26 protein-coding genes are annotated in these 24,542 nt (G+C 59.2%); 7 read left to right on the forward strand and 19 right to left on the reverse strand.

What is annotated here, in order from left to right; translation table 11 throughout:
• Window positions 1-7 precede the first annotated feature (7 nt).
• The 10 genes from V7747_RS09895 to V7747_RS09940 all read right to left on the reverse strand — a co-directional run bounded on the left by V7747_RS09895 (window position 8) and on the right by V7747_RS09940 (window position 7,830).
• Entirely contained in the window at window positions 8-733 is a 726-nt protein-coding gene (locus V7747_RS09895) for a TonB C-terminal domain-containing protein (RefSeq protein WP_335615876.1), read from the reverse strand.
• On the reverse strand, window positions 733-1,167 hold the full coding sequence (gene exbD / locus V7747_RS09900) for a TonB system transport protein ExbD (RefSeq protein ID WP_335615877.1): 435 nt from the start codon (window positions 1,165-1,167) through the stop codon (window positions 733-735). Before exbD ends, V7747_RS09895 begins: the two co-directional genes overlap by 1 nt.
• A 1-nt stretch (window position 1,168) precedes the next feature.
• Window positions 1,169-2,065, reverse strand: coding sequence for a MotA/TolQ/ExbB proton channel family protein (locus tag V7747_RS09905; protein ID WP_335615878.1), 897 nt, complete (start codon window positions 2,063-2,065; stop codon window positions 1,169-1,171).
• A 48-nt stretch (window positions 2,066-2,113) separates the two neighbouring features.
• Window positions 2,114-2,419 (reverse strand): winged helix-turn-helix domain-containing protein, encoded by a 306-nt coding sequence (locus V7747_RS09910; protein ID WP_335615879.1) that lies wholly within the window; start codon window positions 2,417-2,419, stop codon window positions 2,114-2,116.
• On the reverse strand, window positions 2,419-2,967 hold the full coding sequence (locus tag V7747_RS09915; protein WP_335615880.1) for a hypothetical protein: 549 nt from the start codon (window positions 2,965-2,967) through the stop codon (window positions 2,419-2,421). Before V7747_RS09915 ends, V7747_RS09910 begins: the two co-directional genes overlap by 1 nt.
• A 156-nt stretch (window positions 2,968-3,123) precedes the next feature.
• A complete protein-coding gene (locus V7747_RS09920) occupies window positions 3,124-3,795 on the reverse strand; it encodes a glutathione S-transferase (protein WP_335615881.1) in 672 nt (223 codons plus the stop codon).
• A gap of 40 nt (window positions 3,796-3,835) precedes the next feature.
• Window positions 3,836-5,014 carry a GGDEF domain-containing protein gene (locus V7747_RS09925; protein ID WP_335615882.1) on the reverse strand — a complete coding sequence of 393 codons (1,179 nt, stop codon included), beginning with the start codon at window positions 5,012-5,014 and terminating at the stop codon, window positions 3,836-3,838.
• 119 nt (window positions 5,015-5,133) lie between these two features.
• On the reverse strand, window positions 5,134-5,688 hold the full coding sequence (locus V7747_RS09930) for a lipocalin family protein (protein ID WP_335615883.1): 555 nt from the start codon (window positions 5,686-5,688) through the stop codon (window positions 5,134-5,136).
• On the reverse strand, window positions 5,685-6,395 hold the full coding sequence (locus tag V7747_RS09935) for a type 1 glutamine amidotransferase (RefSeq protein ID WP_335615884.1): 711 nt from the start codon (window positions 6,393-6,395) through the stop codon (window positions 5,685-5,687). The genes V7747_RS09930 and V7747_RS09935 overlap by 4 nt, the downstream gene beginning before the upstream one ends.
• A 91-nt stretch (window positions 6,396-6,486) precedes the next feature.
• Window positions 6,487-7,830 (reverse strand): esterase/lipase family protein, encoded by a 1,344-nt coding sequence (locus V7747_RS09940; RefSeq protein ID WP_335615885.1) that lies wholly within the window; start codon window positions 7,828-7,830, stop codon window positions 6,487-6,489.
• 200 nt (window positions 7,831-8,030) lie between these two features.
• Here V7747_RS09940 and V7747_RS09945 point away from each other — a divergent pair, with 200 nt between their 5' ends.
• Both V7747_RS09945 and V7747_RS09950 read left to right on the forward strand, forming a co-directional pair.
• Entirely contained in the window at window positions 8,031-8,825 is a 795-nt protein-coding gene (locus V7747_RS09945; RefSeq protein WP_335615886.1) for an SDR family NAD(P)-dependent oxidoreductase, read from the forward strand.
• Between the two features lie 162 nt (window positions 8,826-8,987).
• Window positions 8,988-10,796, forward strand: a complete 1,809-nt coding sequence (locus V7747_RS09950; protein ID WP_335615887.1) for an arylsulfatase — start codon at window positions 8,988-8,990, stop codon at window positions 10,794-10,796.
• Window positions 10,797-10,817: 21 nt separating this feature from the next.
• Here the strand turns inward: V7747_RS09950 and V7747_RS09955 are convergent, their stop codons facing one another.
• Complete coding sequence (locus V7747_RS09955) at window positions 10,818-11,255, reverse strand: hotdog fold domain-containing protein (protein ID WP_335615888.1); 438 nt, start codon at window positions 11,253-11,255, stop codon at window positions 10,818-10,820.
• 101 nt (window positions 11,256-11,356) lie between these two features.
• On the opposite strand from V7747_RS09955, the gene V7747_RS09960 reads away from it, so the two are divergent.
• The gene (locus V7747_RS09960) at window positions 11,357-11,956 is read left to right on the forward strand and encodes a TetR/AcrR family transcriptional regulator (RefSeq protein WP_335615889.1); all 600 of its coding nucleotides are present in this window, start codon (window positions 11,357-11,359) and stop codon (window positions 11,954-11,956) included.
• Window positions 11,957-12,037: 81 nt separating this feature from the next.
• Window positions 12,038-12,718 (forward strand): VOC family protein, encoded by a 681-nt coding sequence (locus V7747_RS09965; protein ID WP_335615890.1) that lies wholly within the window; start codon window positions 12,038-12,040, stop codon window positions 12,716-12,718.
• Window positions 12,719-12,728: 10 nt separating this feature from the next.
• Here V7747_RS09965 and V7747_RS09970 read toward each other — a convergent pair whose 3' ends face one another.
• The 7 genes from V7747_RS09970 to V7747_RS10000 form a co-directional block, all read right to left on the reverse strand.
• Window positions 12,729-13,214 carry a thioesterase family protein gene (locus tag V7747_RS09970; RefSeq protein ID WP_335615891.1) on the reverse strand — a complete coding sequence of 162 codons (486 nt, stop codon included), beginning with the start codon at window positions 13,212-13,214 and terminating at the stop codon, window positions 12,729-12,731.
• A gap of 115 nt (window positions 13,215-13,329) precedes the next feature.
• Entirely contained in the window at window positions 13,330-14,742 is a 1,413-nt protein-coding gene (gene cysG / locus V7747_RS09975) for a siroheme synthase CysG (RefSeq protein WP_335615892.1), read from the reverse strand.
• Window positions 14,743-14,834: 92 nt separating this feature from the next.
• Entirely contained in the window at window positions 14,835-16,118 is a 1,284-nt protein-coding gene (serS, locus tag V7747_RS09980; protein ID WP_335615893.1) for a serine--tRNA ligase, read from the reverse strand.
• A gap of 45 nt (window positions 16,119-16,163) precedes the next feature.
• Window positions 16,164-16,535: a fluoride efflux transporter CrcB gene (gene crcB, locus V7747_RS09985; RefSeq protein ID WP_092283343.1), complete on the reverse strand. Its 372-nt coding sequence runs from the start codon at window positions 16,533-16,535 to the stop codon at window positions 16,164-16,166.
• Entirely contained in the window at window positions 16,528-17,817 is a 1,290-nt protein-coding gene (locus V7747_RS09990; protein ID WP_335615894.1) for a replication-associated recombination protein A, read from the reverse strand. The genes crcB and V7747_RS09990 overlap by 8 nt, the downstream gene beginning before the upstream one ends.
• 49 nt (window positions 17,818-17,866) lie before the next feature.
• Entirely contained in the window at window positions 17,867-18,511 is a 645-nt protein-coding gene (gene lolA, locus V7747_RS09995) for an outer membrane lipoprotein chaperone LolA (RefSeq protein WP_335615895.1), read from the reverse strand.
• 18 nt (window positions 18,512-18,529) lie between these two features.
• Window positions 18,530-20,935 carry a DNA translocase FtsK gene (locus tag V7747_RS10000; protein ID WP_335615896.1) on the reverse strand — a complete coding sequence of 802 codons (2,406 nt, stop codon included), beginning with the start codon at window positions 20,933-20,935 and terminating at the stop codon, window positions 18,530-18,532.
• Between the two features lie 203 nt (window positions 20,936-21,138).
• Between V7747_RS10000 and aat the strand changes: the two genes are divergently transcribed.
• From aat to infA, 3 genes are all read left to right on the forward strand, one after another.
• Window positions 21,139-21,828: a leucyl/phenylalanyl-tRNA--protein transferase gene (gene aat, locus V7747_RS10005; RefSeq protein ID WP_335615897.1), complete on the forward strand. Its 690-nt coding sequence runs from the start codon at window positions 21,139-21,141 to the stop codon at window positions 21,826-21,828.
• Window positions 21,829-21,917: 89 nt separating this feature from the next.
• Window positions 21,918-22,628: an arginyltransferase gene (locus V7747_RS10010; RefSeq protein ID WP_335615898.1), complete on the forward strand. Its 711-nt coding sequence runs from the start codon at window positions 21,918-21,920 to the stop codon at window positions 22,626-22,628.
• Between the two features lie 152 nt (window positions 22,629-22,780).
• A complete protein-coding gene (gene infA / locus V7747_RS10015; RefSeq protein WP_080050557.1) occupies window positions 22,781-22,999 on the forward strand; it encodes a translation initiation factor IF-1 in 219 nt (72 codons plus the stop codon).
• Window positions 23,000-23,175: 176 nt separating this feature from the next.
• Here the strand turns inward: infA and V7747_RS10020 are convergent, their stop codons facing one another.
• On the reverse strand, window positions 23,176-24,384 hold the full coding sequence (locus tag V7747_RS10020) for an acyl-CoA dehydrogenase family protein (RefSeq protein ID WP_335615899.1): 1,209 nt from the start codon (window positions 24,382-24,384) through the stop codon (window positions 23,176-23,178).
• Window positions 24,385-24,542 lie beyond the last annotated feature (158 nt).

Genomic DNA, 24,542 nt, shown 5'->3' on the forward strand with positions numbered 1-24,542 from the left:
CTCCTGCCTATTTGATAAAGATGGCGGTGCCATAAATGGTGTATTGCCCTGCGCCATCACCCGGCGGTGCAGGGAAAGGGCCGGCACTGCGGATGGCCTGCTCTGCAGCCTGATCCAGCACGGTATCGCCGCAGCGATCTATCTCGAAAGACACCATGCGGCCACTACCATCCACGGTAATTTCGTAGGGAATGTAGCACTGGCGCTTGAAATCATTCGGGTCACCCTTGTAGCCCGGCGGTGGCTTGTACACCGAACCTTCCGGGCGTTTGAGGTTGGCGATCACGCGGTTCTTTACGGTATCGGCGTAGCCCGAGGGCGCCATACGGCCGCGGCTGCTCGCTGGCGCACTAGGTGCAGGGGCTTGTGGTGCAGCCCACTGCTGGTTGGCACCAAAGCTGTGTACCGGTGGCCCCCGTGGTTTCGGCGGCTGCGCAGGCGGTGGTGTGGGGCGCTCCACCACGCGCGGCTTGGGCGGCGGCTCGGGCTCGGGCTCGGGCTCGGGCTCTGGCTCTGGCTCCGGTTCGGGTTCGGGCTCTGGCTCGGGTTCTGGCTCCGGTGGTGGCGGTGGAATTTCCACCAACTCCACTGCAACCACTTGCTGCTGCGGTGGTGCTGCGTGACGAAACTGGCTACTGAACAACCACCCCAACAACGCAGCATGCAGCCCCAAGGAAACCCCAACTACCAGCAGACGCATCGCCCACCGGCTGCTATCTGTCGTGTGCCTCATCAGGGCTCCAGCTCTTCCGAGGCGACCAGACTGATGCGGGTGTAACCAGCCTTCTGCAAAGTATTCATGACGCGCATCAAGGTGCCGTAATCCACCGCCTGGTCGCCACGCAAAAACAGTCGCGTATCCTTGGCGCCAGCGGTAACGCCCGTGATCAGCCCTGACAGGTCTGCCAAGCTGGTCGCCTGCTCCTGCACAAACAGCTGACCATCAGCCTGCACGCTGACATAGATCGGGTCCTGCGGTGGCGGGCTTGGGGTTGCCGCATTGCTTGGCAAATCCACCGGTACATCGACAGTTGCCAGTGGCGCCGCGACCATGAAAATGATCAGCAGTACCAACATCACATCCACAAAGGGTGTGATGTTCATTTCGGCGTTCTGCTGATAGTTGTGCCGCTTTACCTGCGGCCCTGAGCTGAGCTGGATTGCCATATCAGCGTCCTTCGTCGAGTTGCCGTGAAGCGCTGGCGATCATCTCGGCCGAGAAGTTGTCCAGGGCGCCAACAAAGCCGTTAATGTCGCGGGCAAATTTGTTGAAGATCATCACGGCCGGGATAGCGGCGAAGAGGCCAAGCGCTGTGGCCAGCAAGGCTTCAGCGATACCGGGGGCAACTACCGCCAGGCTGGCTGACTTGAGCGTGGCAATACTGGCAAAGCTGTTGAGAATGCCCCAGACCGTGCCGAAGAGTCCGATAAAAGGCGCCGTGGCGCCAATGGTGGCGAGAACACCCATCATGCTGCCCATACGCGCAAGGTCGCGCTCCTGCACGATGCCGGCGGTCAGCGCCATGCGTTGCAGCAAACGGTTGACGCGGTCAGTCTCCGCCGGTTGCGCCGGCATGCTGCGATAATGCTTCAGCTCGGCCTGCCCTACCTGCCACATGCGCCCCATCGCACTCTTGTCGGCGGTATCGTTCATCACATCCAGCTGACCGGCACGAAAGGCCTTGAGAAACCGCTGGTTGCCGCGACGCGCCCGCGCAAAGACAAAAATCTTCTCAAACAGCACAGCCCAGGTCAGCAGCGAGCAGAACACCAACAGAAGCATCACACTCTTGACCAGTGCATCGGCCTGCTCAAACATCTCGCGTACACCAAAGACCTCGACCGGCAGCGCCTGTTGCGCGGCAATTTCCTGAGCAATTGTGGGCACTTCTGCTGGCGCAGCCTGACTAGCGGCAGGCGTAGCCACCGTGGCCGTAGCGTCATCCGCCTGAGCCCAGACCCAGGTAGCCGAGAGACCACCTGCGCCCAACAGCAACATCAGTGAAAGTGCCCGCAAACGGCTATGCCAGCGATTGGCGAAGGTTGAAAACGTACGACTCTGCATGTTGCCCCCGATTGTTGATTTTTATGTTGAGGTTGTTGGGTACTGCGGTCAGGTATCGATATTCTGTGGCGCCAGAATGGCGTGTAGGGTCGCCACGTAATGCGCAAAGGCCTCTCGCCCCTTCGCACTCAGGCACACCCGCGTACGCGGCTTCTTGCCAACAAAATCCTTCTTGATGCGCACATAATCAGCGCCTTCAAGCGTGCCCAGATGCGCACCGAGATTCCCATCGGTGGTATCCACAATGGCCCGCAGCGAAACGAACTCGAGCCATTGATTGTTTGACAGGGTATTCAGTGCGGCCATGATCTTCAGCCGCACAGGTTGGTGGATGAGGTCGTCTGGCGTTTGCATCAGGTACGCCTCAACCACAGGCTGGACAAGATGAAAGTGCCGCCCCAGGCGAGCGCCAGCCACCACCAGTAATGGTTAGTGGCGAACAGGAAACAGCAAAAGCAGAACACCACCAGGCTGGCGCCAATGATCATGTAACGGGGTCGCGATTGAGCACCGCGAATGACATACAGGGTGCCAACAAAAAGTGGCGCAACCATGCTGCCTTGGCGCGGGGTCAGTGGCCACATGACTATATGCAACAGAAAAACAAACACCAGCACGGAGCCGACCACCAACAGGTAACGCCAGACAATTCCCGGCATGACCTCCTCGGCGATGCGGGCGAGACGCACGCCCACGAGCAGTCCGACGATGACAAGGGCCAACCAGATCAACAACGGGAATGGGGGGAACAACGCCGTGAACACACAGCCAAGCAGATTGACCACGCCCCATAGCATCAATTGCCGTGACTCTGCGCGGTAGTCTTGAAAGCCAGCCGCCCTGGCCTGCACGTGATTGATCGCGCGCAGCGCCGCTGCAGCTTCTTCGGGGGATGGTGACATGCACTATCTCTGTTTTTGTTATCTGCAAAGCACTCTATTGGACAGAGTAGGCAAAAACAAGATGTGTCTTGAATTATTTATTTGACAGAACTGATGCGTAACGAGCCATGCCCAAGAGGCGGCATGCACCGCCTTTTGGGCCCAAATCAGCGTGTCTCAGCCAATAATGTCGTACTCACCACCGCGCTCTAGTGCGCGTTGATAGGCCGGGCGGGCATGAATCCGCTTTAAAAACGCCATCAGGTTTGGCCACTTGTCGTCCAAACCGCCGCGGGCCGCAGCGGCCTCCAGCGGGAAGCTCATTTGCACATCGGCAGCACTGAAATCGCTACCGGCGAACCAGCCAGTGGCAGCCAGCTCGTCGTTCAGATAGTTCAGATGTTGAATGATCTGCGGTTCAACAAGCGTGCCCTTCACCTTGCGCGCGATACCTTTGGCAATGGGTTTTACAAAGAACGGCATGGGCGCAGATTCAACCCGGTTGAACACCAGTTTGAGCAGCAGCGGCGTCATCGCTGAGCCTTCCGCGTAGTGCAGCCAATAGTTAAAGCGCAGCCTCTCCGGACTACCGTGCGCCGGTGCCAGACGCCCTTTCCCATGGGTATCGACCAGGTATTCGATGATCGCACCCGACTCGGCTAGGGTCAGCTCACCTTCGGTGATCACTGGAGATTTTCCCAGCGGATGTACCGCCTTGAGCTCTGGCGGCGCCAGCATGGTCTTGGGATCGCGCTCGTAGCGTTTGACCTCATACTCCAGGCCCAACTCTTCCAGCAACCAGAGTATGCGCTGAGAGCGCGAGTTGTTCAGATGGTGGACAACAATCATATGTATACAACCTTCAAATGAGATGAAATTAGACGACGCCTCAAACGCCCGCCACTGACAGCAACCGCTCTACCTGCCAGCTGCGCACGCAATTACGTCCTTGCTGTTTGGCCTCATAGAGCGCTTGGTCGGCCAGGTCGATCAAACGGTAGAGCCCCTGCTCGGCGCCATCGTTCACGCAGACATAACCGATGGATACGGTAGTAACCAGCTCCCCTTGGGGTGTCTGGAAGCACTCCTTACGCCAAAGCGATCGAATGCGCTCGGCCAAGGCCTCTGCGCTGGCCTGATCTGCGCCTGGGACCAGCAGCACGAACTCCTCGCCGCCAAAACGGCAGAGCAGGTCCTGCGCCCGCAACTGCGCTGACAGATGCCCGGCAAAGGCGATCAGCACCTCATCACCGGTACTGTGTCCGTGGGCATCGTTGATGACCTTGAACTTGTCCAGATCCATCAACAGCAAGGCGACGCCCTCACCTGCTCGGCGACTGATAGCAAGCTGGCGCAAGGCAGCCTCTTCAAAGGCTCTGCGGTTAAGCAGGTTCGTCAGGGGGTCACGGGTGGCTTGCAGCTTGAGCTCTTCTTGCAGGCTGCGCGTGGCTAAAATCACACATAGCAGCGAAAAACCGTACAGAAAGACTATCCCTTCAAGGTAGTTGAGCGCTTCGACCTTTTCAGCCGCTTCAAACGAGCTTGCGGTGATGTAGGCCGGATCAAATAGATAGAGCAGAAAGCGCCGCAGATACAGTAAGCCGTGCATGCACCAGATGGCGCTCCAGACCCAAACCAGCGCACGCTGCGGGAGCCGCATGCGCCAGAGTTCCAGAATCATCAACACCGCGACCAGCACCACTATCGCGCTGTGCGCAATGATGCTGAAGCGCAGTGATTCCTGGAGTATGAAAAATAAAGTCCCCTGCAGCAGGGTAATGATCACCATCGTCGGCACGAAACCGCGCGAGGAACGGTTTAACCGGTAGCAGCGCGTGCCCCACAACAGCACGAAGTAACCTTGGGTGATCACCACCGCGCTGATCCACAACGGGAGGTATGCCCGCACGCTTTGCAAGGCCACGCCGCACACGATGATGCCCAGGCCCAGCGCCCAGTAGCGAATGGCAACCACCTGGCGATTAAGCACACTGGCCACCAGCAAGCCAAACACCGAAGTTACCGTCGTCAGCGCCAGCACTGCCATCAGAGTGGTGATATCGAGCATGGAGCGCCTTTAGTCGAGCTTTTGTATACGCTAAAGACTAGCGGTAACCGCCGACGAACTCCACGTCAGATGATGTCAAAACGCGCCTAGTTGATGCCAACACGGGCGCATCATCACGCTCAGCTTTTCTGGCTAGCCTGACAAGACGCCTTGCCCTGCTCCACCCAGATCAACTCCTCGGTCGCGAAACCCCGGTCTGCCGCCTGTTGCAGGAAGTCTGCACGTACACTTTCGCTGACCTCGGGGGTTCTGGACAGCAGCCATAGATAGTCAGTATCAGGGCCTGATACAAAGGAGTACTGGTAGTCCTGTTGATCTAGCTCAAAGACGGCATAGGTGCCATAGAAGGGGCCGAAGAACGAGACCTTGAGAAAGCCTTCATCCTTATCTCCAACGAAGTAGGCCTTGCCTTCGGCCTCGTCCCACTCGCCCTTCTCCTGGTTGCAGCCACGATTGATGACCTTGATACCACCGTCATCCCGCAGGCCGTAGTGGGCGGTCACATTGGACAAGCCGCGCTCAAAGGAGTGATCCAGTCGCGCCACCTCATACCAGGTTCCCAAATACCGTTGCGCATCAAACCCCTGCACGGGCTCCACTTTCTCGGGGAGCTCAACACAGGCACCGAGCAAGGCCGTGGTCAGCACGATTGAGCTGGATTGGAGGTGGTTCATACAACATTCTCCTGGCGAGTAAGGTAGTCCAGCAAGTGATCGAGTAATTCGGTGGTCGCGGTCAGCACGGGCTCACTCACGCTTTGTATCTGCTCGGCGGGCTGCACAAACTCGGCGCGCTGCAGGTTCTGACCATCGGCCTGAATGAAGTCAGCAAGCAGCTCACGGGTGGCTTCAAGGTGAAATTGCAGCCCGATTACCGAACGCCCCAACTGAAACGCCTGATTAGTGCAAGCTGCACTCGACGCCAGCGGCACAGCGCCATGCGGCAGATCAAAGGTTTCACCGTGCCAGTGCAGCACGCTGATCTCCTGCGGAAAATGAAAGGCGGCGCCGTTGTGATGGGTATTGCCCTGTACCGGGAACCAGCCGATTTCCTGCTGGACGTTGGCGTGCACCGAGTTACCCAGAGCACTGGCAATCAATTGTGCCCCCAGACAGATACCAAGTATGCGTCTGTCTGCGTTGAGCGCCTGGCGGATAAAGGCCTTCTCTGCAGCGAGCCATGGCAGCTGCGTTTCATCGTTTACACTCATTGGGCCGCCCATGATGATCAACAGATCAATCTGCTGCAGCGTCTGTGCGTCGGGCAAGGGTTCATCACGATACAGGTGCGTTGCGCTGATTTCATAGCTATTGCGCTCCAGCCAGTGTTCAATCTTTCCCAACCCTTCAAAGGGAGCGTGTTGCAGATAGTGAGCGCGCATCTGATACCAACCTCTGGTGACTCTGGATATCCCGCGACCCTGGGCGGCCGCATCTGGTTTTCTGAGTAATGCCTTGTGGCAAAGGTTCCCGCTATACCGGCTTGAAGCGGAACACGTCTTCCTGCTGGTAACGCTTCAGGCATAAGGTAATCAACAAGGTGCGGTGCGGCCGGAACATATCGCGCACCTGCTGCAGGCTGAGCGACAAGGCGCCGATGTCATCGTCCGTATACGTACGGTAACCGACCTTGCCACTACTGACCTCCGGGTAAGCGGTAATGCTGATACGCAGCCGATCCTCCGCGCGCGGCAACAGCTCGTAAAGCCGATCGCAGTTTATTAACAGACTGCGGTAGGTCTTGGCCCCGGAGAACACGTGCACGCCCTTGATCACTTCTTCCTGGATTACCTTGGTGAGACGGCGCTCGCGGGTGGTGCGGTCGTCGTTGATGTAGAACTCGATAATATAATCGGTAACCGGCTCACCATGGTTGTCGAGCACCCGGAAGACAGTGTTCTGGTAGCGTTGATAATGGTCACCCGCACGCTGGGCCGCCACCGCGCTGATCTGCTCGCAGTGACTTTTCAACCGCTGTCTCCAGGCCTCGAAACCGCTCTGCGGCACCATGAGCGCCCCGCAGATCAGACTCCAGGTGATGGATTCATTGGTACCGCGTCCCTTGGCGGTGATGCTGCCATGATCTTCACCATCGACTACGGTAAACGCCAGGGCGCTGTCATCCACCTCCTGATAATCGATGCGTGGCGCCTTGCCGGGTTCATGACTGAAATCGATCAACATGCGGGCTGCAGCCAGATTGGCCGTGGATACCCGCACTGTGCCGTCGGTACCCGGCTTGTTCGCCACCGCAGAGATGCCACTGTAACCGGTATTACCCACCAGCACGGTACAGAGCACACGCGACGGCGCGAATACGCTGTCGGCCACAAAGAGGTCCCGCTCAGCCAGTTGCCAGCTGTAACTGCTGGCCAACTCCAGCCCCTTGAGAATCTGCGCGCCGGTTTCAAACAGCCGTGTGCCCTTCCAGCCCTTCACTGCCCGACCGATCACCGAGCGCCCCGTGTGTGCCAGGGGTGAACCAAAGTTGGCGGGCGCGAGCATCAAGAGGCGGTGAATGGGCACGCTGTCTGCGGCAAAGCGGCTCATCCAGTCGCGGATGACCAGGCCACCGGTGCTGTGCACGACCGCATCGACACTGCGCGGCGCGCGCGGCAGGTCGGCGTCCGTCCAGGCACGGTCCATTGCCTCGACCAGATCAGCAAAGGTGACCTGGTCATCCAGCGAGATGTAGTCACCCAGATGAATTTCCGCCACATCCGCCCCGATACCGTCGGGTAACGGGGAAGCAAGGCGCTTTGCCAGCGCTCGAAAGGAACTGTAGTTGTCACTCCAACCATGAATGATGACCAGCATCGTCGTCTCCGTACCTGAAAGGAAATGCGGGCATGAATCACGACTGCTGGCTGTGAACGGCATCCTGCCAAACCTGTCATAAAAACATAGCTGCTTGCCAACGAATCACCAAACCCGGAGCGGCGCCAGACCCCATTTGCGGGCGCGGCGCAGCAACGACTAAGGTAGGCACCTGGTTGCCCACACACAGAGGAAACGACATGCTGATTGATCTAAGCGGTAAAACCGCCCTTGTCACAGGCTCTACCGGCGGTATCGGTCTCGCTATCGCCCAGGGGTTGGCCGCCTCAGGCGCCACCGTCATCATCAATGGCCGCAAGCAGGCTGGCGTCGATGCCGCGCTGAAACAGATCCGCGAAGCACTGCCCGACGCCCGCGTGCGAGGCGTCGCCGCCGACTTGAGCAACGCCGAAGGGCTGGCCCAATTGCAAGCCGCCGAACCCAAGGCCGACATTCTGGTAAATAATCTGGGTATCTACGCGCAGCAGGACTTTTTCGAGACCAGCGACGAGCAATGGCAGGAATTCTTCGACGTCAACGTGCTGTCCGGCGTACGCGTTTCTCGCGCTTATGTGCCAGCCATGGTCGAGCAAGGCTGGGGGCGCGTGGTTTTCATCTCATCGGAATCCGGTCTGAACATCCCGGCCGACATGATCCACTATGGTTTTACCAAGTCAGCCAACCTCTCGGTCGCGCGCGGCCTGGCCAAGCGCTTGGCGGGTACCGGGGTGACGGTCAATGCGGTACTGCCCGGCCCAACCCTGTCCGAAGGGGTAGCCGCGATGCTGGAGCCCATGACGAAGAAACAGGGCATCTCATTGCAGGAAGCCGGCGACGCCTTCGTCAAGGCCAAGCGCCCCTCTTCCATCATCCAGCGCATTGCCGATCCCGAAGAAGTCGCCAACATGGTGGTGTACGCCTGCTCACCTCAAGCCTCCGCCACCACCGGTGCGGCACTGCGGGTTGAGGGCGGCATTGTCGACAGCATCGGCTGAGGCCGCCGCCGGACAAACCGGCGCCAGAACCCCGTCACAGACTCGTGCTGTTGGCCTGCAAAGACAAAGGCTTGGCGGGGTTGGCCGCTCAATCCCGCCAACGGGGCTCCTATACTCCTTGCAAGACAACAGGCCCAGGCCCATAAAAGCAAGGATCACCCCATGCCCTCCCTTCTACCAGCCATCACACGGCGACCACTTCGCTCACTACTCACCGGCCTGACGATGCTGGCATTACCGGCGCTGGCTGCGCCGCAGCCCAATATTCTGCTGATCGTGGCTGATGACATGGGCTTCAGCGATCCCGGCGCCTACGGCGGCGAGATCAGTACTCCCAACATTGATCAGTTGGCCGCCAGTGGCATGCAGTTCACCAACTTTCATGTGGCTGCCACCTGCTCGCCCACCCGCAGCATGCTGATGACCGGCGTCACCAACCATCTGGTCGGCATGGGCAACATGAAGGAGATCATGGCCGACAACCAGAAAGGCAAGCCCGGCTATGAAACCTGGCTGAACGACAGCGTAGTCACCCTGCCGACGCTGCTGCAGGACGCCGGTTACAACACCTACATGGCCGGCAAATGGCACCTCGGCATGCGCGCCGAAAGCCAGCCAATGGCCCGTGGCTTCAAGCACTCCTTCGCGCTGATGGAAAGCGGTGCCGACAACTGGGAGGAGAAACACTACCTGCCCGGCGGCAGCGCCACCTGGATCGAAGACGGCAAGCAGGTGAGCCTGCCGGACGACTTCTATTCCTCGTTCACCTACGCCGATAAACTGATCAGCTATATCCGCGAGGGTCAGGATGAAGGCCGTCCGTTCTTCGGCTACCTGGCCTTTCAGGCCGTTCACGCGCCCCATCAGGTGCCGGAAGAATATATTGACCGGTATCGCGAGACCTACGACGCCGGTTGGGATGTCATTCGCCAGCAGCGCTACGCTCGACAACTGAAAGCCGGGCTCATTGCTGACACCGGTGAACAGGCGGTTACCGACGACTGGGGTACTTTCTACACCACGCCCTATATCAACTGGGACAGCCTCAGCGACGAAGAAAAAGCCTACCGCTCGCGCCAGATGGCCGTGTTCGCCGGTATGGCCGAGGCGATGGATCAAAGCATCGGCAAGGTTATCCAGTACCTGAAGGACAGCGGTCAATACGACAACACGCTGATCATCTTCATGAGCGACAATGGCGGCGAGTCTACGGTGCTGCGCGAGGTGGCGCCGCTGTTTTACCGCCTGCGCTACAACACCGAGCAGGAAGCCTTGGGAGCGAGAGGCAGCTACAGCGAGTACGGCCCCGGCTGGGCTTATGCCTCCAATACCCCCTTCTACTCCTACAAGGGCTCACCGTTCAGCGGCGGCATGCGCGTCCCTTTTATCATCAGCCAACCAGGGCAGATCAAGGCAGGTTCGCGCAGTAACAGCTTTGGCTACGTTACTGACATCACCCCCACGCTACTGGACGTAGCCGGCGTACCCTCCCCGACCAGTGAGTACCGCGGCCGCCAGGTGCACGAAATCATGGGTACCAGCATGCTGCCGCTCCTGCACGGCGAGGCTGACCGCATTCATGACCCCGATCACATTACCGTGTATGAACTGGCCGGCGGCATCGCCGTCTGGCAGGGCGATTACAAACTGGTCACCTCGAAAACCCGCGCGGTCCCCGCGCGCCAGGGCATGCAGCTATTCAATACTCGCACCGATCCGCTGGAACGCCACAATCTGGCCGCCAATATGCCGGAAAAAGCTGCGCAGCTGTACGCGGCGTATGAAGACTATGTGGCGCGCTACAACGTGGTTGAAGTGCCGGACGATTATCGCGCCTGGGAGCAAGTAAAGATCAACGGCCGAGAGAACTTTATTGCCGAACATCGCAGCGCCCTGGTGGCCATCGCGCTGATCATCCTGGTCATTCTTGGTCTGCTGGTGCGGTTGGTAATCAGACGTCGCCAGAGCTGAATGCTCTGGCAACACCCGCGCTCAGGCGCGGCTGACGTACATGGTTATCGCGGCGCGGAAAACCGCTTTTTCGTCGACATAAGCAGTGACCGGCACAATGAGGTCGCCGGTACTCTGCCAATCAAGGTTACTACCGTCGGCAATGGCCACCACATCACCCTCAGCCTTGGCCAGGTATTCGACAGTCATGCCCTTGGGGATCCAGCGGCAGTCTGAAGGGATGGACACATCGGTCATGGTGCCGGCAGCCAGTTCTGCCGCGTTGCACAGGGCAATGGCATGCACCGTGCCCAAGTGGTTAAGCACCTCACGGCGCTTGGCGAAGGTCACTTCGGCGTAGCCGGGGCGCAACGCGATAAAGCGTGGTGCAATACTGGCGAAATACGGCGCCGTCTGGCCAATCAGGGCACTGAATTGCTCAGGGCCAACCTGGGTGTACATCTGTAGCATCTGACTCATGGGTGAATCCTCGTTAAACGGATTTGCTGTAAGCGTGATCACCCCGCTAGTATATCCAGACCAGAATCATTTTCTAGAATATTATTCTAATTTGAGCCAGTATGCCCAAACCCAGCCGCAAAGACAGCATTCTCACCGCCGCCCTCGCCTGTATCACCGACGTTGGTGCCGACGCCACTACCATCGAGATGATTCGTGAGCGATCGGGTGCCAGCATCGGCAGCCTGTACCACCATTTTGGCAACAAGGACCGCATTCTGGCTTCGCTCTACATTGAGGGCCTGCGCCGCTATGCCGAGCGCCTGGACGCCCAACTTGCCGCTGCCACCGGTGCATCAGAGTGCATCGGCGCTCTGGTCAGCAGTTACATTGATTGGGTAGTCGAAAACCCCGACTGGGCTCGCTTTATCCTGCACAGCAGAGGTCGAGTCGAGGCAGGCGAAATGGGTGAGCAGCTGAAAACCACTAATCGCGAGCATTACGCGCGCCTGCAGACGCGCTTGCAGTCCTACCGGGATCAAGGCTGTTTCCGCGACCTGCCGCTAGACTGTTTCGCCTCCATCATCGTCGGCCCCGCGCACGACATGGCGCGTAACTGGCTCGCAGGGCGACTTAGCAAGCATTTGACTGATTACCGCGAGGTACTTGCAGAATCCGCCTGGATCGCGGTGCGCGCGCTACCTGATCAATCACCGCAATAACCCATCATTCCGCGTTCGGCTGACACTGTCAGCCGGGCGTCTTGCCCGTTAAGGTGGTGTTTTCTGCTAACGGAGCCTTACATGCAACTGGCCAAACCCTTCTACGACGTCGGCGTCTTCAGCAACCAGTCAGAGGCACAGCTGCAGTTCTGGCAGCAACAGGTCGGACTGGCGTTTGATCACAGCCTCAAGCTTGGTGGCGGCGTGCTGCAGCATCGGCATAATGCCGATGGCGCCGTACTCAAGCTGAATAATGCCCGCGATCCACTGCCCAAGGGCTCACAGGGCCCCATCGAGGAGCTGCTGGTGGCCAGTAGCAAGGTTCAGGCGCCGCAGTTGCTGCATGACCCCGATGGCAACCCGGTTCGTCTGATTCCGCCGGGGTATCGCGGCATTCAGGGGTTGGCGGTGCAGCTGAAGGTGCAGGACGTTGCCCGCAGCGCGCAGTTCTATTCTCAGGTGCTGGGCCTGAAATCGGAAGAGCCAGGCCTGCTTTCCTGCGGAGATACCCGGCTGCTGCTGGTTGCAGGTGCCGTTTCAACCGATCTGGAAGCGCCCTTGGCCGTCACCGGTCTGCGTTACATTACCCTGCAGGTATTTGATTGCGACGCTACCTACGCCAGTGCCATCGCGGCCGGCGCGACCTCCGGCCGCGAACCAGCAACGCTGGGCAGCACCGCGCGCATTGCCTTTATCCGCGATCCCGATGGCACCTGGATTGAGCTGTCGGAGCGAGCCTCAGTCACCGGAAAAGCGGTGTAGTTTAGTGGCCTCAGCCACAGAGATAGGTGCCGGTACCAACCGCGATCAGCGTACCGTCGTTGGCATGCAGCTCGGAACGCACCACGCCGACCTTGTTGCCCGAGCGCAGCAGTACCGAGGTGCAAACGAAATGCTCGCCGCGCCCAGGGCGTAGATAGTCGACGCGCAGATCGATGGTACCCAGCTTGGCGAGTCGAATCATGCGTTCCTGCACGCTCAGGTGCGCGTGGCGCTCAAAGGCGCCGATCAAGGCCATGGCACCGCCGCAGACATCCAGCAGGGATGAAATCGCACCGCCATGCAGGATGCCTTGGGTAAAATTGCCGATCAGTTCAGGGCGCATGGGCAGGCTCATGGCCACGCAATCGCTGCGCAGGGTATCGATTTCGATGCCCAGCAGCCGATTGAAGGGGATGCGGTTGAAAAAGCCTTCTACCGCCTGGGTCAGCTCAGCCGGCAGTTCGTTGTCGGTAGCCTGGGGCGCAAGTGAAGCCATTGTTATTTTGTCTCATTAGCATCTGGGTGAAAGCAAACGGTGCCCTATTTGCCGCCACAGCGCCAGCCTGAAGGCCTTGCGGTACGAAGTTTGGCCGTATAGTCCTATCGCTGAGTCAGAGCACACCCTGTGAGACAACATCGGTTGAGGGTGAGAACCACTTGAGTTTGTCGTGCAGACTAACCACCTCTCCCACGATCACCAGTGTCGGCGGGGTAACTTCAGTCTCGGCGACCAGCGCAGGCATGCTTGCCAACGTGCCGATCAGCACCTTCTGGTTACTGGTCGTGCCTTGCTGCACCAGCGCTACCGGCGTGCTCGCTGCACGGCCATGTTGAATCAGCCCGGCGCAGATTTCAGGCAGCCCCACCAGCCCCATATAGAACACCAGCGTCTGCCCGGGCGCGACCAGATCGGCCCAAGCGAGATTGGTCGAGCCATCCTTGAGGTGCCCGGTCACAAAACGCACCGATTGTGCGTGGTCACGGTGCGTCAACGGAATGCCCGCGTACGCCGAACAGCCGTTGGCGGCGGTAATGCCCGGCACTACTTGGAAAGGCACACCGTTGGCCGCCAGCTCTTCGATTTCTTCGCCCCCGCGGCCAAAAATGAAGGGATCGCCGCCCTTCAAGCGCAGCACGCGCTTACCTTCCTTGGCCAGGCGCACCAGCAACTGGTTGATTTCTTCCTGGGGCACGGCATGGTTAGCGCGCGCCTTGCCCACATAGATGCGGTCTGCGTCGCGACGGCAGAGGTCGATAATCGCCGGTGCTACCAAGCGATCATGCAGCACCACGTCGGCCTGCTGCATCAGCCGCAGGGCACGAAAGGTCAGCAGGTCAGGGTCACCCGGACCGGCCCCCACCAGATACACCTCACCCTGATAGCGTTTACCCGCCTGCTGGCTCAGCTGCTGCTCCAGCAGCTTGGCGGCCTCCTCATCACGTCCGGAGAATACGCGCTCGGCCACATCGCCCTGGAAGATGTTCTCCCAGAACACACGGCGTTGGTTGATTGAAGGAAAGGTGTCTTTCACCTGCTGGCGGAATCGCTTGGCCAGTTGTGCCAAGCGGCCGTAAGCAGCAGGAAACAGGGTTTCAATGCGCGCCCGCGTGAGCCGCGCCAATACCGGTGCGTGACTACCGCTGGAGACCGCAATAACCAGCGGCGAACGATCCACGATGGCCGGGAAGATGACAGTGCAAAGATGCGGCGCATCCACCGCATTGACCGGTATATTGCGCGCCTGCGCATCGGCCGACACCTGGGCATTGAGCGCTTCATCGTCGGTGGCCGCAATTACCAGTACCGCGCCCTCCAGATCACTGGCCTGATAACCGCGCAGCTGACAGCTACCGTTGCCCTCTTCTACCAGTTGCGCCAACGGCGACTCAATATGCGGTGCAACAACCCGCAGTGCGGCACCCGCTTCACTCAGCAGACGCGCCTTGCGCAAGGCAATCTCGCCACCGCCCACCAGGAGCACGCAGCGCGCTTGCAGATTATGAAAAAGGGGTAGGTATTCCATGCAGCAACCTCGTAGGCAGACCGCCCGCGGCGCCCTGCTGGCGTTCTATCTAAAGGGGCGCCTGTGGCAAGCGCCCCCACTGGTAACAGACCTTAAGCGATGCGCTCAATGCCGCCCATATACCCGCGCAGCGCCGTCGGAATCTCGATGCTGCCATCGGCTTGCTGATAGTTTTCCAGAATCGCCACCAGGGTGCGACCAACCGCCAGGCCAGAGCCATTCAGCGTATGCACCAGCTCCGGCTTGCCGGTTTCCGGGTTACGCCAGCGCGCCTGCATACGACGCGCCTGGAAATCGCCACAGTTGGAACAAGAGGATATCTCGCGGTACTTGCCCTGGCTGGGTACCCAGACCTCAAGATCGTAGGTCTTGGTCGCACTGAAGCCCATATCGCCAGTACACAGCGCCAAGGTGCGGTACGGCAGCTCCAGACGTTGCAGCACGTCCTCGGCGTGACCGGTCAGCGCTTCCAGCGCCGCCGCGGATTCTTCAGGACGCACGACCTGCACCATTTCAACTTTGTCGAACTGATGCTGACGGATCATGCCACGGGTATCGCGTCCGGCCGACCCGGCTTCGCTGCGGAAGCAAGGTGTGTGCGCAGTAAACTTGATCGGTAGTTGTTCTGCCGCCAGGATGCTCTGGCTGACGATATTGGTCAGCGAGACCTCGGCCGTCGGAATCAGGTACAGATCACGCTGGTCTTCACCGCGTACGATCTTGAACAGGTCTTCCTCGAACTTGGGCAATTGCCCGGTGCCCTGCAAGGCATCTGCCTGCACCAGATAAGGCGTATAAACCTCTTCGTAGCCGTGCTCGTTGATATGCAGGTCGAGCATGAACTGCGCCAAGGCACGGTGCAGGCGCGCGATGGGACCGCGCATCAACGCAAAGCGTGCGCCGGACAGTTTGGCGGCGGTCTCAAAGTCGAGATAACCATGCTGCTCACCCAGGGCGACGTGATCCTTGACCTCAAAATCAAATTCGCGGGGCGTACCCCAGCGACGCACTTCAAGGTTGTCGTCTTCGTCCTTGCCCACCGGCACATCGGCGTCCGGCAGGTTGGGCATGCCGGCCATGAGTGCGTCCAATTCGGTCTGGATGCTGTCCAGCTCCTGCTTGGCGTCACTCAGTTCGCTACCCATGCGATCCACATCCGCCAACAGTGGCTGAATGTCCTCACCCCGCGCCTTGGCCTGCCCGATCGACTTGGAGCGACTATTGCGCTCGGCCTGCAGGGTTTCGGTGCGCGTCTGTACTTCCTTGCGGCGTGATTCCAGTGATTCAAGCTGCGCGACATCAAGGATGTAACCGCGGGTCGCCAGACGCTCGGCGATCAGTTGGGTTTGGGTACGAACCAGTTTCGGATCAAGCATGAATAATCATCTTCAACAGTAGTCAGGTGGCAGTCTGCGCAACGCTCAGCGCGTCAATGACAGACCGGCCCAGGTGGCAAGCAAACCGATGCACACACTGAGCAGAATATAGGTTATGGCCAACACGCCCTCGCCGTTCTCCAGCAATCGCAGCGAGTCCAGCGAAAAGGTCGAGAAGGTCGTAAAAGCGCCCAGAAAACCAACCATCAGGGTTTGTCGCAACAGCGGCGACAACTCCGGGCGCTGCAACCAGAGCCCGTAAAGTATACCGATCAACAGGCAACCCAGCAGATTAACAATCAGCGTCGGCAGTGGAAACGCTTTGGGCCAGTGCTGCAAGGACCACTGCGCTACGCCATGGCGCGCCAGCGCCCCCAAGGCACCGCCAACGGCTACCGCCACTACCGTGTTAATCATCCGCTGGTTTCCTTCGCTTCTTCACGCTGGCATTGTCGAGTTGCCGCAGGTGCTGCATCTTCTGGCCAATTTTCAGCTCCAGCCCTCGGGGCACCGGCTGATAGTATTCGCGTGGCTCCAGCGCCTCGGGGAAATAGTCTTCGCCAGCGGCGTAGGCCTCGGGCTCGGTATGCGCGTAGCGATAGCCTTCGCTGTAGCCCAACTCCTTCATCAGCTTGGTCGGCGCGTTGCGCAAGTGCAGTGGCACCTCGTGCGACGGCTGGCTGGCCACATCACGCATGGCCGCATTGAAGGCATTGTACACAGCGTTGCTTTTCGGCGCACAGGCTAGATAGCTGATGGCCTGCGCCACCGCCAGCTCACCTTCGGGGCTGCCCAGGCGCTCCTGCACATCCCAGGCATTCAACGCCAGCGTGAGTGCACGAGGATCTGCGTTGCCGATGTCTTCACTGGCCATGCGCACCACGCGCCGGGCAATGTACAGCGGATCGCAGCCGCCATCGATCATGCGTGCGAACCAGTACAGCGAGGCATCCGGGTTGGAGCCGCGTACCGATTTGTGCAGCGCCGAAATCTGGTCGTAGAAGGCCTCGCCGCCTTTGTCGAAGCGGCGGCGGCTGTCGTTCAGCAGGTCACTGACCAGCTCCGCCTCGATAGTGCCGCCCTCTTCCGCTAGGTCGGCGGCGATTTCCAGCAGGTTGAGCAAGCGCCGCGCATCACCATCGGCAGCGTCGAGCAGGATACGCCGCGCCTGTGGCTCAAGACTCAGCTGGTGATGACCCAGCCCACGCTCGGTGTCGCTCAGCGCGCGATCCAACAGACCGTCAAGAGCTTCGTCATCCAGCGATTTGAGCACGTAGACACGGGCACGCGAGAGCAAAGCGTTGTTGAGTTCAAACGAAGGGTTCTCGGTAGTCGCACCGATGAACAGCAGCGTGCCGTCCTCGACGTAGGGCAGAAAGGCATCCTGCTGTGCCTTGTTGAATCGGTGCACCTCATCAACAAACAAAATGGTTTGACGACCGTTGAGACTGAACTGCTGGCGCGCCAAGTCGACCGCATTGCGGATATCCTTGACCCCGGCAAGCACTGCAGAGAGGGTTTCAAAGTGCGCGTCGGCCAGGGTAGCAATCAGCCGCGCCAGGGTGGTTTTACCCACCCCCGGCGGCCCCCAGAAGATCATCGAATGCAAAGCGCCCTGCTCCAGAGCAACGCGCAAAGGCCGCCCAGCGCCCAGAATATGAGCCTGTCCAGCGTACTCATCAAGATTCTTTGGCCGCATGCGCGCCGCGAGCGGCTGCTGCGGCGCAGGAGGTGCGAACAGGCCGCCGTTACTCACTGATAACGTCGACCCAGTCAGGCACGGTGAAGTTGAACTGACCGGCATCAACCGGCTGGTTCAACTGCACACCCTGAAACAGAATATTGGTGCGCTGACCAATCGGATCGTTGAGTTGCATGTCGTTGATCACGCCGCCACGGAATGACAGTCGCAGCGTTTCGAACATGCTGTCGCTGGCCTTGGGTGACAACACAAAGTCGTCGACCGCACTGCCCTCTTTCCAACTGATGCTGAAGTTTTCTGCCAGGGTACTCACGTCCCCAGACAACAGCAGCGCCGGTGTGTGAGTCAGGCGTTGATCCAGTTTCTGAATGGTCACCTGCTCCAGATCCGGGTCGAACAACCAGATTTTCTCACCGTTGGAAATCAATACCTGTTCCAGCGGTGCGTCGGTATGCCAGCGAAACATACCCGGACGCTGCAGGGTCACCTGGCCGGTCGTTTCCTGCAGGCTGGAGCCATTGGAGCTTAGCGTCATTTGCGAGAACGTTGCCGACATGGTGTTGGCAGCTGACAACAGCTCGTTCAAACGCTTGGCCGCGCTCTTCTGTTCCGCATCGTCCGCCAGTGCAGGCAGAGCCAGCAACCAGGCGCACAACAGCAGAACCGGGCCACGCAGCAGGGGTTTCAACATAATGGGTATTGTCTCCAGTTAATCGCGAACCGGCGGAGGTGCAATGACCTCACGCGAGCCGTTTGTATTCATTGAGGTCACCACGCCAGCCATCTCCATGGATTCAATCATGCGGGCCGCGCGGTTATAACCGATCTTGAGCTTGCGCTGCACCGCAGAGATGGACGCCCGACGACTCTCGGTGACAAAGCGCACAGCTTCATCGTACAGCGCGTCTTCTTCGCTATCGTCACCGCCCATGCCGCCGCCTTCAAAGCCACCGCTGCCAGCGCCGTCATCGGCGCCATCGAGGATGTCTTGAATATAATTCGGGGCACCGCGTTTCTTCCACTCCTCCACCAACCTGTGCACCTCGTCATCCGAAACGAAGGCGCCGTGCACCCGTACCGGCAAGCTGGTACCCGGCGGCATGTACAGCATGTCACCGTGGCCCAGCAGCTGTTCGGCACCGCCCTGATCGAGGATCGTACGCGAGTCGATCTTACTGGATACCTGGAACGCCATACGAGTAGGAATGTTGGCCTTGATCAGACCGGTGATCACGTCCACCGAGGGGCGCTGGGTAGCCAGAATCAGGTGGATACCGGCAGCCCGCGCCTTCTGGGCGATCCGCGCGATCAGCTCCTCGACCTTCTTGCCGACGATCATCATCATGTCGGCAAATTCATCGATTACCACTACGATCACCGGCAGCGCCTCAAGTTCCGGCGCCTCGTCTTCCATGCTCTCGCGGCGGTAAAGCGGATCACGCAGCGGCTCGCCGGCCTTTTCGGCGTCCTTGACCTTGCGGTTGTAACCGGCCAGGTTGCGCACGCCGAGCGCCGCCATCATCTTGTAGCGCCGCTCCATTTCCGCCACACACCAGCGCAGAGCGTTGGCCGCCTCTTTCATGTCGGTTACCACGGGCGCCAACAGGTGTGGAATGCCTTCATAGATCGACAGTTCCAGCATCTTGGGGTCGACCATGATCAGACGGACTTCATCTGGCGTGGATTTGAACAGAATGCTGAGCAGCATCGCGTTCACCCCCACCGACTTACCCGAGCCGGTGGTGCCGGCGACCAGCAAGTGCGGCATCTTGGCCAGGTCTGCCATCACCGGATGACCACCAATGTCGTGCCCCAGCGCCAGGGTAACCGGCGACTGGGCATCATCGAACTCACGGGTTTCAAGCACCTCGGACAGGCGCACGATCTCGCGATCTTCATTGGGAATCTCGATACCGACCGTGGTCTTGCCGGGGATCACCTCAACCACCCGCACGCTGATCACCGCCAGCGACCGTGCCAGATCCTTGGCCAGGTTGGTGATCTTGCTGACCTTCACACCCGCGGCAGGCTGAATTTCGAACCGGGTGATCACCGGGCCCGGCTGTACCTTCTCGACCTCGGCCTCCACGCCAAAGTCCTTCAGCTTGATTTCCAGCAGACGCGACATGCCTTCCAAGGACTCGGCGGAGAAGCCTTTGGTTTTCTTGCTGGCCGGATCCAGTAGGGAAATCGGCGGCAGCGACCCCGGTTCGACCGTGTCGGCAAACAGCTTCGATTGCTTTTCTTTCTGCAGGCGCACGCTGGGTTCAGGCGGCTTGGTATCCAGCGGCACGATTTCCGGCGGCACACGACTTTCGCGCGCTGCGGTGTACTTGGCCTGCGCTTCCTGACGTTGTGCGCGTGAGGCATCAGCGCGGCGCTGCTCCTCGGCGCTAAAGGCGGGCTCCTGGCGCGCGGCCGGCGCTTTGGCGCGAGGCGCGGGGGCATCGTCCCGCACGCGATCATCGGCGCGACGCGAGCGCCAGCCAGTCCAGGCGCGCTTGAGCAGATCAAACAGGTCTAGGGTGATTCGACCGGTCAGGTCCATGACCTTGAACCACGACAGATTGGTAAATACCGTAATACCGAACAGAAACAGGGTAAGAAACAGCAAAGTGCTGCCCTGCAGGTTAAGCACCGGCTTGGCCAGATCGCTAAGCAGTTGACCAAGCACCCCTCCGGCCCCTGCCCCTTCAGGAAAGGACGCTGGCGGCGTACCGTGCAGCGCTGCCAGCGCAGTACCGGCTAGAAGCGTCAGCACAAACCCGATCAGACGCCATGAAAACAGCCACCCATTCCAGACAAAAGGTAGATGGCGGCGTTGGAACATCTGCCATACCTTGACCCCGACAATCAGCGGAAACAGAAACGCCAGGTAGCCCAGGGTGAGCAGCAGCACATCAGCAATCCAGGCGCCCATCCGGCCGCCAGCATTTTGCACCGTCACCGGCCCAGCACTTCGGGTCCACCCGGGATCGCCTGCGCTATAGGTGAACAACGCCATGCACAGGTACAGGCACAGGGCGATCATCGCCAGCAACGCGCCTTCACGAAGGCGCAACGAGAGCTGCTCTCGCCAGGCAAGTGGATTCTTCGGGGCTGCGGTATCCTTCAAAACGGGAGCTTCCATCGTTATTAAGGCGATTATTGTACGGCCTCTGCCAGTGCATTTCACAATTGCAGAGCACAATAGCGTTAACCATGACCGCAATCAGTGCTGCGGGTTCCAGTTATCGGGTTGTCTTTCTGTATGAAGGACAATAACTTATAAGGCAATATTGATAAACCATTTGAACGATCAAACCCGCTGAGGCCGCTATGGGTCAACTTACCTGGCTAACCGCCGACAGTATCGCGTTCCCGCCTGGCAACCGCGCGATGCAATCGCCCAATGGCTTGCTGGCCGCCGGCGGTGATCTTTCCCCCGCGCGCCTGTTGAACGCCTACCGAAACGGCATCTTTCCCTGGTACTCGGCCGGTCAACCCTTACTCTGGTGGTGCCCCGACCCGCGCACCGTGCTGGCGCCAGCAGAGCTGCACATATCGCGCAGCATGCAAAAATTCATGCGTCAAACGCCCTTTACCGTCACTCGCGACCAGGACTTTTCTGCCGTCATGAGTGCCTGCGCCGCCCCCAGGCGCGACGCCGAGGGCACCTGGATCACCCCAGCCATGCAAGCGGCCTACACGCAACTACACGAGCTTGGTCACGCCCACTCCATTGAGGTCTGGGACGACAAACAACTAGTGGGAGGCCTCTACGGCCTGGCATTGGGGCGCGTTTTCTTCGGTGAATCCATGTTCAGCATACGCACCAATGCGTCCAAGCTGGCCTTCATCGCGCTGGCTCAGCACCTGGAGAACTGCGGCTTTGCACTGATTGACTGCCAGATGCCCACCGACCACCTCTTCAGCCTGGGCGCCAGAAGCATGCCACGCGGCGATTTTCTGCAACGACTGCAGCAACTGTGCCCACCGGAGCAGGACTCGTGCTGGCGCGCTGACTGAGCAGAACCCCGCCGCGCATTTTGACTAGCGCCCTTTGAACGGGATCTCGTCCAGCTCTATACTGGCAACACGCCGCCGGGAATCAGACCATGACCGACCTGTCCCAACTCAAGTTTTACGCAACCCACCCGCACCCCTGCAGCTATCTGCCGCGTGAGCAGGCTACCACGCTGTTTCTTGATCCTCAGCAACCACTCGATCTGGAAACCTACAGCCAGTTATCGGAAATGGGCTTTCGGCGCAGCGGCGACCACTTGTACCGGCCGCATTGTCGCGAATGCAGCGCCTGTATTCCGGCACGCATCCCGGTGGATGTGTTCACCCCCTCCTCACAGCAAAAACGCATTCTGAAAAAGAACCGCGATCTCCTGGTGGAAGAAACGGACCCGTTGCCCAATGACGAAGTCTACGACCTGTACCGGCGTTACATCATCGCCCGGCATGCCGACGGCGATATGTATCCACCCAGCCGCGAGCAATTCACATCGTTTCTGGTCAAGGACTGGCACTTCTGTCGTTTCTTCACCTTCCGCGACACGGCGGGAACCTTGCTTGCCGTCGCCGTCACCGACAAGATGCAACGTGGTACCTCGGCGGTCTACACCTTCTTTGACCCCGACCAGCACAAGCGCAGCCTCGGCCGTTACGCCATTCTCTGGCAGATCGAGCACACCCGTGAGCTGGAGCTAGACGCGGTCTATCTGGGTTACTGGATCAAGGATTGTCGCAAGATGAACTACAAGACCGAGTATCGCCCGATAGAAATGCTGGTGAATCAGCGCTGGGTCCGCCTCACCTAGGCAGGCAGCAATCAACCTGCAGCACACCTTTTGTAAAAAAAGTCCGTCAAACTTGGCGCTTGGGCTCTTTTTCAGGCACAATTGCTCACCTTTTTTGCGGGTATTGATATAAATACGCCCGTCTGTGAACAAACCCAAGAGGTCATTGCTTAATGGCAAAAGAAGACAGTATTGAAATGGAAGGCACCATCATCGACACCCTGCCGAACACCATGTTCCGCGTTGAACTGGAAAACGGCCACGTCGTGACTGCCCACATTTCAGGCAAGATGCGTAAAAACTACATCCGCATCCTCACCGGTGACAAGGTTCGCGTTGAACTGACGCCCTACGACCTGACCAAAGGTCGCATCACCTACCGCGCCCGCTAACAGGTCGCCAGGCCCGGCACTCCCCCGCCAGGCTTCAGCAACGTCAACTCCCACGCCTCATCCGAAGATGCTCTCGGGTGGGCGTTGCTGCGTCTGTAAAGACTGTAACTACAGGGCACTCAGACACAAAAAACCCGCTCACCAGGAGCGGGTTTTTTTAGGCCGGCGGGCTGATATTATCGCGCCATGTACTTACCCAGCTCGTGCTTGCCGATGGCAGCACGGTGGACTTCGTCCGGGCCGTCAGCCAGACGCAGAGTGCGCTGCATGGCATACATGTGCGCCAGCGGCGTATCCTCGGAAACACCAGCACCGCCGTGCATCTGAATCGCACGATCGATCACGCGCAGCGCCACGTTGGGTGCAACCACCTTGATCTGGGCGATTTCACTCTTGGCGACCTTGTTACCCACCGTGTCCATCATGTAAGCCGCGTTCAGGGTCAGCAGGCGAGCTTGGTTGATCTCGATACGTGACTCGGCAATCAGATCGATATTGCCGCCCAGCTGCGCCAGGCGCTTGCCAAAGGCTTCACGCTCAACGGAACGCTTGCACATCAGCTCCAGTGCGCGCTCGGCGGCACCAATCGAACGCATGCAGTGGTGAATACGGCCTGGCCCAAGGCGACCTTGAGCAATTTCAAAGCCGCGACCTTCACCCAACAAGACGTTTTCGTAGGGAACGCGTACGTTCTCCAGCACAACTTCAGCGTGGCCGTGTGGCGCATCGTCATAACCGAACACCGGCAGCGGACGGATAACCTTCAAACCAGGCGCATCCATCGGCACCAGAATCATCGAGTGCTGCTGGTGACGCGGCGCATCGGGATTAGTCAGACCCATGAAGATCATAACCTTGCAACGCGGATCGCAGGCACCGGAGGTCCACCACTTGCGGCCGTTGATGACCCACTCATCACCTTCACGGCGCGCATTCGCCTGCATGTTGGTAGCGTCGGAAGAAGCAACGCCCGGCTCGGTCATACCAAAGCAGGAACGAATCTCGCCAGCCAGCAGCGGCTTGACCCAGCGCTCTTTCTGCTCTTCGTTGCCATAGCGGACGATGGTTTCCATATTGCCGGTATCCGGCGCACTGCAGTTGAATGCCTCGGAAGCCAGGCCGGAACGCCCCATCAGCTCCGCAAGCGGTGCGTATTCGAGGTTAGTCAAACCAGCGCCCAGCTCGGACTCAGGCAGGAACAGGTTCCACAGGCCGGCGGCACGCGCCTTGACTTTGAGTTCTTCGACGATAGCCGTAGGCTGCCAGCGATCTCCTTCATTCACCTGCTGATGAAAAATGTGCTCGGCGGGAAAAACGTGCTCCTGCATGAAAGCGTCTATACGCTCTCGCAGATCTTTAACCTTGGGGGAATATCCGAAATCCATAGTGGTTGCCTTTGGTTGTTGGGTATCGACGAGGAAAATGCTAGATGACCTCGCTCGATTTATCTAACCTATTTTTGTCGTGTATTAACATTCATAAGCAATATATACTTGGCCGATCCGCAGACCTGTTTGTCTCGTCATGAGCCATTTAAGTAAGG

The sequence above is a fragment of the Halopseudomonas sp. genome (assembly GCF_036960865.1).
GTDB lineage: Bacteria > Pseudomonadota > Gammaproteobacteria > Pseudomonadales > Pseudomonadaceae > Halopseudomonas.